The sequence below is a fragment of the Pseudalkalibacillus sp. JSM 102089 genome (genome assembly GCF_041366475.1).
Lineage (GTDB): Bacteria > Bacillota > Bacilli > Bacillales > Guptibacillaceae > Guptibacillus > Guptibacillus hwajinpoensis_B.
On the sequence record NZ_JBEWYW010000010.1, the window covers coordinates 87,836 to 101,004 of the forward strand.

Annotated in this window: 12 protein-coding genes; 3 read left to right on the plus strand and 9 right to left on the minus strand. The window is 38.2% G+C overall.

Translation table 11 applies throughout. The features are described 5' to 3' along the window. Positions 1–104 precede the first annotated feature (104 nt). Both ABVF21_RS18310 and ABVF21_RS18315 read left to right on the plus strand, forming a co-directional pair. A complete protein-coding gene (locus ABVF21_RS18310) occupies positions 105–287 on the plus strand; it encodes a hypothetical protein (protein WP_194220063.1) in 183 nt (60 codons plus the stop codon). Positions 288–548: 261 nt separating this feature from the next. After that, positions 549–1,475, plus strand: a complete 927-nt coding sequence (locus ABVF21_RS18315; RefSeq protein ID WP_283153029.1) for a peptidylprolyl isomerase — start codon at positions 549–551, stop codon at positions 1,473–1,475. 45 nt (positions 1,476–1,520) lie between these two features. On the opposite strand, the gene ABVF21_RS18320 is transcribed toward ABVF21_RS18315, so the two are convergent. From ABVF21_RS18320 to ABVF21_RS18360, 9 genes are all read right to left on the minus strand, one after another. Then, entirely contained in the window at positions 1,521–1,799 is a 279-nt protein-coding gene (locus ABVF21_RS18320) for a sporulation YhaL family protein (protein ID WP_283153030.1), read from the minus strand. 89 nt (positions 1,800–1,888) lie between these two features. Next, positions 1,889–3,166: an MDR family MFS transporter gene (locus ABVF21_RS18325; RefSeq protein WP_371018731.1), complete on the minus strand. Its 1,278-nt coding sequence runs from the start codon at positions 3,164–3,166 to the stop codon at positions 1,889–1,891. A gap of 148 nt (positions 3,167–3,314) precedes the next feature. Then, a complete protein-coding gene (yhaM, locus tag ABVF21_RS18330) occupies positions 3,315–4,283 on the minus strand; it encodes a 3'-5' exoribonuclease YhaM (RefSeq protein ID WP_283153032.1) in 969 nt (322 codons plus the stop codon). Positions 4,284–4,340: 57 nt separating this feature from the next. Further along, entirely contained in the window at positions 4,341–5,708 is a 1,368-nt protein-coding gene (locus ABVF21_RS18335; RefSeq protein ID WP_283153033.1) for a sensor histidine kinase, read from the minus strand. Continuing rightward, positions 5,705–6,370, minus strand: coding sequence for a response regulator transcription factor (locus ABVF21_RS18340; RefSeq protein WP_283153034.1), 666 nt, complete (start codon positions 6,368–6,370; stop codon positions 5,705–5,707). The genes ABVF21_RS18335 and ABVF21_RS18340 overlap by 4 nt, the downstream gene beginning before the upstream one ends. 12 nt (positions 6,371–6,382) lie before the next feature. Then, positions 6,383–9,166 carry an ATP-binding protein gene (locus tag ABVF21_RS18345; RefSeq protein ID WP_371018732.1) on the minus strand — a complete coding sequence of 928 codons (2,784 nt, stop codon included), beginning with the start codon at positions 9,164–9,166 and terminating at the stop codon, positions 6,383–6,385. Beyond that, positions 9,166–10,407 carry a metallophosphoesterase family protein gene (locus ABVF21_RS18350; protein WP_371018733.1) on the minus strand — a complete coding sequence of 414 codons (1,242 nt, stop codon included), beginning with the start codon at positions 10,405–10,407 and terminating at the stop codon, positions 9,166–9,168. The genes ABVF21_RS18345 and ABVF21_RS18350 overlap by 1 nt, the downstream gene beginning before the upstream one ends. Positions 10,408–10,586: 179 nt before the next feature. Next, on the minus strand, positions 10,587–11,837 hold the full coding sequence (locus ABVF21_RS18355) for an ABC transporter permease (protein WP_371018734.1): 1,251 nt from the start codon (positions 11,835–11,837) through the stop codon (positions 10,587–10,589). After that, positions 11,830–12,726, minus strand: coding sequence for an ABC transporter ATP-binding protein (locus ABVF21_RS18360; protein ID WP_283153038.1), 897 nt, complete (start codon positions 12,724–12,726; stop codon positions 11,830–11,832). Before ABVF21_RS18360 ends, ABVF21_RS18355 begins: the two co-directional genes overlap by 8 nt. 145 nt (positions 12,727–12,871) lie before the next feature. On the opposite strand from ABVF21_RS18360, the gene ABVF21_RS18365 reads away from it, so the two are divergent. Further along, entirely contained in the window at positions 12,872–13,057 is a 186-nt protein-coding gene (locus ABVF21_RS18365; protein WP_194220017.1) for a YhzD family protein, read from the plus strand. The last annotated feature ends 112 nt before the right edge of the window (positions 13,058–13,169 follow it).

The window sequence follows — 13,169 nt, forward strand, 5'->3', positions numbered from 1 at the left end:
ACGAATATTTTCCATGATACTACGGATTGAAAGATAAGTTAAAGTAAACCGTTATATATTTCTTCGAATTATCGAATTGGACTCTGGGAGGTACTGAAATGACCATGATTGGAATATTCTTCATCCTATTTGCGACTTTCATTCTAGTCACATTTAATTCAATGACAAATGCACTATGCTTGAAGAAAAACATTCCTGAAGAAAAACAGCCTAATGTATTTAGAACCATTAACGTTCTTATTACCATTTTGCTGATTTCTTCATATGTAGAAGTTTTATTCACTTAGAATCTTAAGTAGCCTATTACCTAACGAACGATTGAAAAAGATGAGGCCAAATGCCTCATCTTTTTTTATGGTTTTAACCCGTTTAGGGAATCACACTGTTTTCTCGCTTTTATTATATCAATTCCCCATAAAATTCGCCTGTTTTGTGTAATTTTTCTCATATTTCCAATTGAATTTAACTTCACTTATCTTTCTATGCTATAGTATTAACTGTATCACAATTTTGTTAAATTTAACTAACCCTTTAGGAGTGTATGTTTGATGAAAAAAATGTTCATAATGCTTTCTGCATTGATCGCCCTACTCGCGATATCTGCTTGTAGCAATGATTCTGCGGATAATTCAGAAGCCGTAGTCGAAACAAGTGCTGGAGATGTTACAAAGGAAGAGTTCTATCAAGCGTTAAAAGATCAATCTGGTGAAGCAGTATTAAGTGACCTTGTCCAAACTAAAATTCTTGAAGATAAATATGATGTATCTGATAAAGAAGTCGATGCAGAACTTGATAAAATCAAAGAAAACTTTGAAACTGATGAACAACTTGAACAAGCCCTTCAGTCAAATGGTTACAAAGACCTTGAACAATTCAAAGTTGATGTACGTAAGCAGCTATTAGCTCAAAAAGCTGCAACTGAGGGAGTAGAAGTTTCAGATGAGAAGCTAAAAGAATTCTACGATGAAAACAAAAACCTTTTCACTGAACTAGAAGCGAGCCATATTCTAGTTGACGATGAAGACACCGCTAAAGAAGTTCAAAAGAAATTGGAAGATGGCGGCGATTTCGCTGAGCTTGCTAAAGAGTATTCTAAAGATGGATCTGCTGAAAACGGTGGCGATCTTGGCGTCTTCAAAAAAGGCGACATGGTTGCTGAGTTTGAAGAAGCAGCCTTTGCATTGAAAGAAGACGAAGTAAGTGATATCGTTCAATCACAATTTGGATATCATATTATTAAGCTAAAGAAGAAAACGGTAATGCCGTTTGAAGATGCTAAAGAACAAGTTGAAGAACAATATATGCTCCAAAACGCAAAAGATGTTCCAACTGTGATCGATGAGCTTATTAAAGAATCTGATATTAAAGTAAAAGACGATCAGTTTGAAGATCTCTTTAAAGTCGAAGAAGCTGCTGACGAACCAGCAGATGATAGTGCTAACACTGAAGAAGAGTCCACAGAATCAAATGAATAAATAAAAAAAACGAAAGAGCTAAATTAGCTCTTTCGTTTTTTTTATTTAGTGTTCTGTTATACGCTGTTTCCTCCGCTCCCGCTCTTCTTCCATTCTCTCCACATATACTCGTCCTTCTTCTTCAATATGGATCTGATCGATTTTTTTCTCTTCAGCCGTTAATTGCATCGTTTTATATCCGCTGTAAACAATCCCTGCTAGTACAAAATAGAGCCACCAGGGAAATGAAGAGAATACTCCCGATAACGTTGAAGACACTTCTGTAAGCTGGAATAGACTAAGAATCAATAGAAATCCAAGAAGTATAAGAACACTCTTTCTCACCTAAAGCACTTCCTTTCCTTCTTTCGTACAAGCTCCATTAATTATTACAATTTATGAGCAAAGAACGTGATTTATTCCTCCTAGAAAAATTATGATTGCCCGAACACTCTCTGTTTACTTCGCATATCAAACATTACATAATAGATAACTCCTGCAATGATCGCAAGGAAACTAATGAGGTAGAAAGTCCATTGAAACCCTAGAAGAGCTGTGAGTGGGATGGCAGCTGGTGCAAGAGTTCTTCCAATTGTAAAGCGAAGACTTGCAGCCGCAAAATACTGCCCGCGCATATTTTCCGGTGCCAGACGTGATACAAAACCCTCTTGAATACCAACAACCATCAGTTCCCCCATCGTAAATACAAGCATCGCAATGGCAAGTAGCCAAACAGATGTTACATGACCAAATAAAATCATGCTGACAGCATAAATCATGCAGGAAAAAATAAAAACGTTACGTTCTTTGAATTTACTCATTTTAGTCGTCATAAATACTGTTAATAGAGCAACTAATAACCCATTTTCTGAAATAAGCCAACTAAAAATGCGATTTCCGTCGGCCGTAATTACTGTATTAAAGATGGTTAACACTGGTTGGTCAGGTACTTTTTCACTCAAATAAACGGCAATTAATAAGTCCATCTGCATAAACGTTTGTGCTACTAATATTCCAGCAAGTATAAATAAAAGAAAGACCTTATCTTTAACAATGATTCTATAATCTTGAAGCTGATTCCATATAAACCTTGTCCATTTTACAGATGAATCTGAAACGAGACTGTTTTCTCTTTTCTCTGGTGCTGTTTCACGGACGTAGATTGCAATCAATGCCGCGACGGCGAAACTGACAATAGAAGCGATAAGAAGTAAAGGAAATCGATGTTGAAAGAAAAAAAGACCGCCTAATATTGGCCCTACAACAACAGAAATATTTAAAGCTGTATAGAAAACGGCAAATACCGTATTACGATCTTTTTCCGCCACAACATCTGCCACCATTGCGTGACTAGCCGGCCAATACAATGACCCAAACACCCCAAGAATGGAGAAGCTAATGAACGTTAGCATTGGTGAAACAAGCCATGGGGAGTTTGCAAAAGCAAATACAACAAAGGTGAGTCCTTGACCCACTGCAGAGATAAACATCATTTTCTTTCGTCCATACTGATCTGCACAATATCCTCCTACTAAGTTAGCTACAACAGCAACAACCTGTGATAAAACAAGTAAGAGTCCGGCCATTCCTTTGCCAAAGGACTCCGAAAAGTAAATAGCCATAAACGGAAAGAACATCCAAAAAAGAATGTTCATCATCCCTTCACCCAAAAGCCGTATCTTTAAATTCCGATCCCAATCTTTTATTCTCATGTACTTCCTCCACTATGTATGTATCCTAAGGCTAATTTAGTAAACTTAATGGATACTTGGCTTGTTTATACGCTTACAATTAACTTAACAGGGCCAAAAAAAAAAGAGAAACGGCTCATAGAGCACATTTCTCTTGGGTTTGCCTGTTTTATTTTTTCGAGCTATCAATAGTACTCATATTAGGCTTGTAGAATGAACGATTATCTAGTGCAAACACTCGATCAGTAAATTCGCCAGGTTCTACCTTATCAAGAGCTCTATCGAGCATATTCATTTTTGCATCAATATTATCAATCATATGCAGCATTTCTGCTTCACGAATCATTGGAGGTTTAGGACTCCCCCAATCCGCTTTTCCATGATGACTTAAGATAAGATGTTGAAGAAGCATCACTTCTTCACCGTCAATTTCTAATTCCTTTGCAGCCTGCCCGATTTCATTAACCATGATGGAAATATGGCCAAGTAATTTCCCTTCGTTCGTATAGCTTGCTGCGATGGATCCGGATAGTTCGACTACTTTTCCAAGATCGTGGAGGATTATCCCACCATATAGCAGATCCGTATCTAGAGAAGGATAAAGAGTCGCTAACGACTTGGCAATATCAAGCATCGAAACAACATGATAGGACAAGCCTGACACAAATTCATGGTGATTTTTCGTTGCTGCAGGAAAAGTCAGAAAGTCATTTTGGTGTTTTTTCACAAGGTGACGTGTAATCCGTTGGATGTTTGGGTTACGCATTTCAAATACATATTGCGTCACTTTCTCCATGATTTCGTTCACCTCAAGAGGTGCCGTTTCAACGAAATCACCCACCTTGACTTGATCCATGTCTGTTGCAAGACGTATCGCTTTAATTCTAAGCTGATTGCGTCCACGGTAGCTTGTCACGTCTCCTTTTACCTTGATGATCTGCTGAGCATCAAAGCTTTCTTCATCGTCTGGAGAAGCATCCCAGAGCTTTGCTTCAATATCTCCAGATTTATCTTGAAGAATTAAAGTAAGGAAAGGTTTTCCGTTACTTGCTACACCTTTTACTGATGATTTAATTAATAAGTAGTGATCAACTTGATCTCCTACGCGATAATGTCCGATTCCTTTGAATTCCTTCATCTTTCCACCTCCGGGGCAAAATGTATTTACCTAGTATAGCATAGCCCTAATACATCATTAGGACCTTTCACTTCTTTTTTTTGGCAATATAATTGAGAACACCACACCATGGTCCAAGTTCGCCACTTCTGCTTTACCTGAATGACGCTCAGCAATTTTCTTTACAATAGCTAGACCAATCCCAAATTGACCTTTATCCCCTTTTTGGAAAGGTTCAAACAACTGCTCTTTTTCTACCTTTTGAAACGAAATTTTCTCTCCATCATTAAACACTTCTAGTATGATGGTTTCATCCCTCTGGATTGCATTTAAGTGAATTTCGCTTTTCGCATACCGCAATGCATTTTGAACAAGATTGTCCATAGCGGTTAACATCTGTTCATGAACAGCCATCAATTCAACATTTTCACCGGATATTGTAAAGGTCACATCTTCACGCTGGAACATGAATCGTTCACGAATCTCTTCAGCAAGAACCCCAAATCGAAATGGTTCCCAGTTTCCCTCAGGTTCATCAATGGAATCTAGTTTAATATAAGTAAGCATTCCTTTTACCCTTTGATCCATCCGATCGGACTCATTTAGGATAATTGTCATTGTATTATCAAGAGAATCTGGCATCACGCCATCTTTAATGGATTGGGCATAACTTTTAATGATCATAATTGGTGTCTTCAATTCATGGGAGGCATGCTGTATAAACGTCTTCTGAGCCTTATCATACCTCATTAAGTTCTGTCTCATTGATTCAAATTGATTGGAAAGCTTCTGGAACTCTTCATCACCTTCCCACTTGAAAGGTTCCTTCCAATTGCGGTTAGCAATTTGGTCGAAGCGTTCTCCGAGAACGGTTAGTGGTCTCCGTAAATACCTTGCAATCCACGCTGCAGGCAAAAGACTAAGCAATAATGCAAAAAGCAAAATAATGATAAGTCTAAACCAGAGGCGATCAATCATTTGATTACGATACGTGTCCCACATATAAGAGATAAAGTACGCTTCTTGTCCATTAACATCTACTTTAGATATCACATAAAACAAGGATGCCTGATTATTATACGTTAACTCATAGCGCCCCTTCTCTCCTTTCTGATCAAGTGCGTTTTTACGCATTTCGATAATTACTTCATCAGGTATGGGGTCTCCCTGCAATGGTCCACTATAAAGTCTTGTAATCAACGTATGACCAACCGAACGTTCCGCGTCTCTTCGTTCAATAAAATCTTGATCCGTTTGAGGAGGAAGTGGCCCGTCTTGATCCGGAAACGTATATCGCTGTTGCTCACTTTCAATAATCTGATACGTCTCTTCAGTTAGCGTGCCTTTAATGGAGAGAGGGTAAATCACCGCAATCACTACCCCAACAAGCAGAACAAGAATCATAAAGGAGAGCCAGATTCTTTTCGTTAAATTTAAGCGAATCATGTAATCAACCGGTAACCAAGGCCGTATGACGTTTCAAGGTTCATGCGTGGCATTTTCTTTCTTACTCGTCTGATCACATCGTCAACAGCACGATCTGATCCCACATAATCATCCCCCCATACCTGAACAAGAATTTGTTCACGGGATAAGGTTTGATTCACATGCTCGACTAGGAAAAGAATTAAATCCATTTCCTTCGTCGTTAATTCAACTGGTTCTCCTCGATCAAGTACTTTTCTCGATACCGGATCTATTTCATACTCCACAATCTCAAACTTTTTCTGGGAAGATTGTTGGTACACTCTCTTTAATAATTTTTTGGCGCGAATAATAAGTTCTCTCGGCATAAATGGTTTAGCAATGTAGTCATCGCTTCCTAATTCCAGTCCTACAATACGATCTAGATCCTCATCTCTCGCAGAAATGAAAATAACCGGTACGTCGTCTTCAGCTTTTATTTTCTTTAATAACTCATACCCATCTATCCCAGGTAGCATGATATCTAGAATCCACAGGTGACAGGATTCGTGAATACTCTCGAGTGCTTCCTCGCCACTCATAAACGTTTTAACTTGAAACCCTTCTTTTTCCATATACGTTTTTAAAATTTGCACAAGATTTTCTTCATCTTCAACTAAATGTATTTTATATACTTCTTCCATAAGATCACCTCATTAGATTGTCCCTTTTTTTGTGGAAGCTGGCGACTGATCAAGTATGTGAATCCTGTCATCAAGCCCAGCTGTTGTAGCTGTATGACACGTTAATAAAACAACCTGATGGTCTTTTGAAAATCTTTTAATAAATGATTTCGCAACATCTGTTCTTTTTTCATCAAAGTTCACAAAAATGTCGTCGAGAAAAATAGGCATCTGAACTGTCGAAATAGACGCAAGTGATAGTCTTATGCAAAGGTATAACTGCTCTGCGGTGCCTCTACTTAACTCAGACGGTTTGTATGCTCTGCCGTCCACGTTCAGCACTCGGAATTTATTACCTTCTACAGGAGGATAAATGGCTGTATACCGCCCTTCTGTGATTAAGTTGAAATAGCTCTCTGCTTTCTTTATGACCTCGGGTAGACGTTCTTCCTGATACCTTGCCTTCGCCCTCGTTAGAAAATCAGATGCTACCTTCAGTACAGACCATTTCCACGCAAGAGAATTAATCTCATCTTCCTTCTGCTGGCGCTGTAAGAGAAGTTCTTCGTAAGTTCCATCTTCTGTTAAGAGACGAATTTGTTCGTTTTCATTTGCTATCTGTTGATAAAGTCCTTGCTGCTTTTTCATAATAGAAGTTTCGTCGTGTTCCAGCTGTTCACGATGATAATCGATTTCTTCCACCGTAGTATGCTCCACGAACGATTCATCACTTAATTGGGAAGTAATCGTTGCAAGCTGGCGTTTAAGCTCTTGGGCTTCTTTATGAGCCTTTCCCTTCACACGAAACGCTTCCTCATTATCTTCACCGGCTAAGCGCATCAGCTCGTTCATTTCATCCTTACAGCTTTGCCACTTTTCGGTTTCTCCACCAAACTTTTCTTCAAGTTCTTGAAGCTTGTTTTTTGCGAGGTCTATGTCTCTCATTAATTCTCTTTGTTCCTCTGCCTTCTGCAACAATAGCTGTATCGCTGTATCAGGCTCCTGGTAGGAAACATTTACACGCTCGCATAGTTTCTTTATTCTATCTTCAACTACCGTTAAACTGTAGTCAAGATCTTCTAATTGCTGCTGCTTTTGATTTCGTTCCTTCTGAACCTTCTTAATTGACCCAATCCTATCAAAAGCATCAAGCAACGAATCTGTAGGAATGTATTCAGGAAAAGCATGGACCGTTTTCCACTCTTTTAACTTATCATCAAGTTGATACCTTTCTGCTTCCCACAAGTCCACTTTTTCAGCTGCTTTTAAATAGGTTCGATTAAGGCGATCGACCTGGTCTTTTACTGACTCAGCTTGTCTGCTCAACTCTCTATCGCGAATAAGCAACTCATCTTCACTCTTCATCTCAGTACTTTTAGAGGTCAATCTCATTAAAATGGCACCGCCTACCACTATAGCCGCGCCTACAAAACCAAGCAGCCAACTTTCATAAATGCCAAGCATAATAAAAACTAGTAACGCGACAGCTATCATCCCAAACGACCACTTCTGATTAGTAGAAGACGATTGATCTTTTTCTAATACTTCCCGATCTTTTGGTGAAAGAAGGCGTGTTTTCAGACGATCATACTCATTCTCCTCTTTCTCCAGTTCATCTCTTGCAGAAAGAAAAGCTTCTTGAATATACTGGTATTTCTGATCAGAAAGCTGATAGGATGCCACCAACTGTTTTAGACTCTCCCGTCCAGTAAAAGTCGGACGAATAGACTTAAGAATTTCTTCAGTCTGACCAAATTCCATTAGCTCTGATTCTAAAGTTGTATTAAGTGAGCTTATCTCAGTCTGTAGTCTCCTTCTTTCTTCTGCTCTCCCACGATAAAGAATCATTTCTTCATTCCAATAAGATACCTCTTGTAGGAACGCATTCGAATCAGGAAGCAACTGAGCGTGATTAATTTCATCTTCTAGTCGTTCTTTTCGTTTCTTTAACCCTTCTAATTCCCCCGAAAGAAGAACAGCTTGTTCTTTCCACTTATCCATTCTTATAAGTCCTTCTTCAGGAAAGGGATGAAAGTCAGGAAGATTCTCGATCTCTTCTTCAAGTCTTTTTTTCTCATTCAATAAAGGAATAATATGCTTCTCACGATCAAGTTTTCGCTGCTCATTTTGGATGAATTGCAACCGCTCAGCATTTTCTTGAACTTTTATTTCTAATTCCTTTGTTTTTTTGATCAGTTCATTGTAGTTCTCATTTTTCTTTTCCCATTCGTTTGTTTTCCTCTTTAAAGACTCGTAGGATTCCACATCTTGATTAAGTTGAGGTTTTCTTCCTCCAGGCTTAAAAATTTCGCCCTGCCGCTTGTCAAAGTTCTTTTCAATTTCAAGGAGTGAAGCTCCACCGCTCATTCCTGCTTCATATAAAACCTGATTCCACGCTTCTTCATCATAATGATGATCATTATTTAAAGTAGTAAGATTACAAAAGAAAATTTGTCTAAAACTAGCTCGATTCATTCCTTTTAAGAGCTTTTTTAAATCATCACTATTTCCTAAAGTACCGTCTCGAAAATAGATATAAAGGGTTTCAGCATTCCTATCTCTCGTCCGTTCAATGCTAAATGCTTTACCACTTTCTTCTACAAAGAGACTACCTCCAAAACGCGAGAGATGATTCATTTCATAATAGTTCTCCTGCCTGCTAGGAAAACCGAATAAAACATATTCAATAAAAGAGATAAGTGTAGATTTCCCTGCCTCATTCTCTCCAAAGATAAGCTGAAGTTCAGTTGAAACGTCTTCGATTTCGTAATTCTCAAATTTACCAAATCCGTAAATTGTTAGACCGAGTAACCTCATTAACTCTCACCACCTTTTGACTCAATGAGATATGTAAGTAATAGCTCTTCAGCTTCTTTTATTAATTGTTGTTCCTCTTCAATGGGGTGGAGAGCTTTTCTAGCTCGTCTATGTTCAAATAGCGGAGCTAACGCTTCTTTCATTTGGGAATGCTCGTACTGATCAGAGGTAAATAAAATATCCTGTATGAATCCATTCTGCTGTTTTAAATTCTCGCGATCCCAGAGCGGCATTGATTTTAGAGTGAATTTATATGGCCAAACAAATCCTTCGTCTTCCATTTCTCTATTAAGTTGTAGCGTCTGCAATATATCTTCTAAATGATCCCCATGTATTAACTCTGAATGTATCGGACTATTGCCAACTAATTCAAAATTAATGAAATGGCCTCCTGTAGAGAAAGCTTCCTGGTTCAAAATTTCTTCACAGTTATTTAAAAGATCTTGGATCGTATCACACTGTCCAAGATCAATAATAGACTTGTGCCAGGTTACATCAGCGGTTTGATGAAAAACAAGCGATGACTCAGAATCGCTTAACTTTACAACATAACACCCTTTTTCACCACGTTCTTTCGAATGTGCTCCTTGTATATTACCGGGATATACAATAAGGGGCTCTTCTGATAGTATTGCTCTCTGATGAATATGCCCAAGAGCCCAGTAATCAAATTTCCTATTCATTAGTTCAGTTATTGTAAATGGAGCATAGGAAGAATGTTCAGTTTGTCCTTCTAAATTCCCATGAAGCATTCCGATCTGGAAACTCTCTTCATCTACCCTTTCGTATGCATTAACCATCTTCTCATTCACATGACGCGTCGGATAGCTAAAGCCATGAATATAAGCGATTGGCGTCTGATCTCTGTTATACGAAATAGATTCGACTTCCGCACCAAAAAAATAACTCGTATCAGGCCACGTTAAATCAACCCATTCTCCATCTAGCGCATCGTGATTTCCATGAGAAAGATAGCTATAAATGCCTGCCTCGTCCAATCTTTTCAATTGTTGTAATAAAATCATCTGTGCTTTCAAGCTACGATAGCTACTATCAAATAAATCTCCTGCAAACAGCACAAAATCTACCCGTTGATTGATAGCAATATCAACGATGGCTCGTAATGAACGATAAGCACTTTCTCGAACAAACTCATGGATGGATTTAGGTAACTGATTTGTACCGGAAAATGGCCTGTCTAAATGAAGATCCGCGCAGTGCAGAAAGGTCACTTCTTTCATCACTCATCTCCCTTTCTAATGCTCTCTATCTCTTATTTTACCATAATCAAACGAGCGCACGTTCGCACGATTCCGCTTTTTCTCATTCAATCTTTTTATACTCATCATGCGATTAGAACAAAAAGAAAAGTCCCGGAAACTCAAGTTCCGGAACTTTCAAGATTGTTAGTTGAAAGCTATTACTCACGTCGTGATAGCTTTAACGCTTTGCCTATATCTTTTAAAGAAGATGATTTCCCATACATGAGAACACCACCTCTGTAAACTTTCGCCCCGATGATTGCAAAAAACACAATCGATCCTATTAGGAGTGCAAGACTAACGGCTACTTCCCAGAATGGAATTGAAAGCATACCTACCCGTAGGAACATCACTACTGGTGTAAAGAAAGGGATGAAGGACGAGATGGTGACAAATGTAGAAGACGGCGTACTTAGTCCAAACATCGCAATAAAGAAAGCGATGATAATGAGAAACTGGACTGGCATAATCATTTGCTGAACTTCTTCTGCTCTACTAACGAGTGACCCTACCATTGCAAGAATGGTCGCATAAAGTAAATATCCAAGAATAAAGAATACGATCGCATAAATGATGAGTGAAGCTGAAAGGTTACTAAAATTAAGGAAGGATAGGAAACCAGATTCTGCGAGATCATCTTCCTGCATTTGCATAAAGAGGTACCCACTCGCAATAATGACCGCATATTGTGTTAAACCGAGTAAGGCAATTCCAAGTATTTTCCCAAACATTTGCTTTACTGGCGAAACACTTGAAATTAAGATTTCCATTACTCTCGATGATTTCTCTGTCGCCACTTCCACAGCAACCATATTTCCATAGAAAATTACTGAAAAATAGATGACGAATAGGAGTACATAAACGAACACTCTTGCTTGATTTAATTCATCTTCGGTCTTTGCTCCTTTTTCTAGCGCAACTTTTTGAAACTGGACAGGTTGGTCGATTTCACTAAGTTGTTCCTGAGTAACCCCTGCTTTCTCAGCAGCAATTGTACTCTTCAATTGCTGAAGTGCTGATTCAAGAACTTGTGGAGTGACTTGTTCTGCTACTGTCTCCGCTTTATAAAGACCCGTCGGTTCGGAATTTTCGTTCTCTTTAAGAATCAAATAGCTATCGAGATCACCCTCTTCAATAGCCTGTTCGGCTTTTTCTTCAGAACCATCGAATTTTTCTAATACAATGTCAGAGTCCATCATCTTCATTTGGTTTTCAAGTTGTGTATAATACGAACCTGTATCGATGACTCCCACTCGATCTGCTTCACTCGAATCGAAATTATCTATAATGGTCGAAAGATTTGTAATGAGAAAGATCATAAGTAGCGTAATAACCGTTGTAATAATAAATGCCTTGGACTTCAGTCGATTTAAATATGTTTGGGAGAGAACAATAAGAAATTTATTCATATGCCGCACCCACTTTCTCAATAAAGATATCGTTTAATGACGGCTCTTCTAGTTCAAACTTTCTAACAAACCCTCTGTTCATCAACTCATGTAAAACCTTCTGAGAAACTTGCTCATTTGCTATTTGAACAGTGCTATGATTCATTCCTTGCTTTATGTGATGAACCCCTTCAATATTTTCTAGAAATGATAGATCAAAATCAACGTCAATGATAATGTTTTTCTTACCATAAGAACGCTTGATTTCTTTTAAGTTCCCAGAAACAACCGCTTTTCCTTTATGTAGTATACAAAGATGCTCACAAAGTTCTTCCACATGCTCCATTCGGTGACTAGAAAACAAGATCGTTGTTCCTGCATTCTTTAAATCAAGAACAGCTTCTTTCAACACTTCCACATTGACAGGATCCAGACCGCTAAATGGCTCATCAAGAATGAGAAGCTCTGGCTTATGAATAACTGCTGCGATAAATTGAATTTTTTGCTGATTTCCTTTTGATAATTCTTCTACCTTTTTATCAAGATATTCTGGCACATTGAAACGATCAAGCCATATGACAATTTCTTTCTCAATATCAGTTTTCTTCATCCCACGTAACTTACCAAGATAAATTAATTGATCTTTCACTTTCATCTTTGGATAAAGACCGCGTTCTTCAGGTAAATAGCCAATTAAATGGCTTGAATCATAAGAAATTTCTTCTTTCTTCCAGCTAATCGTTCCACTTGTTTGATCAATGAGGCGTAATAACATTCGAAATGTTGTTGTCTTACCTGCTCCGTTACCTCCAAGTAACCCAAAAATCTCATTCTCAGGAATTGATAAATTAAGTCCTTCTACTGCGATAAATGGTCCGAATCTTTTTGATACATTCTGAAATTCGAGCATAGCTTCCCCCTTTATATTGACATTCATTATATGAAAAATAGCTTCCCAACTAGTATAACGTTTGGTTTTCTCAAAAGATTCGTTTTTCCAAAAATAAGTGACAAGAAATTATTACATCGGTAAACTAAAAGGAGGAGGCGATAATATGGAAAAGTACATTATCACGGCATTCGAAAAAAGCGGAGAGACTGTTCTAGATGAAAGCTTTGATGCACAGGATGACAAAGAAGCAAAAAAAGTTGGCGAAGAACTCTTAAAGCAAAAAGGTTTTGAAAACCATACGGCACGAGTTGTATCCTCTGCTGGTAAATTAATCGTATTAAAAAGATAGCGCTATCATATGTTGAATTTCTGATGATTAGCTGATCGAAATGAAACTTTGGAAGTACTTCACCTAAGAATAGAACATTATAAAGAACCGCCCGTCCGTAAAGGACGAGCGG

What these genes read in the sequence shown, in the direction of transcription:
- ABVF21_RS18315 (WP_283153029.1), top strand. Translation starts at nt 549, where the DNA reads ATGAAAAAAATGTTCATAATGCTTTCTGCATTGATCGCCCTACTCGCG.
- ABVF21_RS18345 (WP_371018732.1), bottom strand. Translation starts at nt 9,166, where the DNA reads ATGAGGTTACTCGGTCTAACAATTTACGGATTTGGTAAATTTGAGAAT.
- ABVF21_RS18360 (WP_283153038.1), bottom strand. Translation starts at nt 12,726, where the DNA reads ATGCTCGAATTTCAGAATGTATCAAAAAGATTCGGACCATTTATCGCA.
- ABVF21_RS18365 (WP_194220017.1), top strand. Translation starts at nt 12,872, where the DNA reads ATGGAAAAGTACATTATCACGGCATTCGAAAAAAGCGGAGAGACTGTT.
- ABVF21_RS18335 (WP_283153033.1), bottom strand. Translation starts at nt 5,708, where the DNA reads ATGATTCGCTTAAATTTAACGAAAAGAATCTGGCTCTCCTTTATGATT.
- ABVF21_RS18355 (WP_371018734.1), bottom strand. Translation starts at nt 11,837, where the DNA reads ATGAATAAATTTCTTATTGTTCTCTCCCAAACATATTTAAATCGACTG.
- ABVF21_RS18310 (WP_194220063.1), top strand. Translation starts at nt 105, where the DNA reads ATGATTGGAATATTCTTCATCCTATTTGCGACTTTCATTCTAGTCACA.
- ABVF21_RS18350 (WP_371018733.1), bottom strand. Translation starts at nt 10,407, where the DNA reads ATGAAAGAAGTGACCTTTCTGCACTGCGCGGATCTTCATTTAGACAGG.
- ABVF21_RS18325 (WP_371018731.1), bottom strand. Translation starts at nt 3,166, where the DNA reads ATGAGAATAAAAGATTGGGATCGGAATTTAAAGATACGGCTTTTGGGT.
- yhaM (WP_283153032.1), bottom strand. Translation starts at nt 4,283, where the DNA reads ATGAAGGAATTCAAAGGAATCGGACATTATCGCGTAGGAGATCAAGTT.
- ABVF21_RS18340 (WP_283153034.1), bottom strand. Translation starts at nt 6,370, where the DNA reads ATGGAAGAAGTATATAAAATACATTTAGTTGAAGATGAAGAAAATCTT.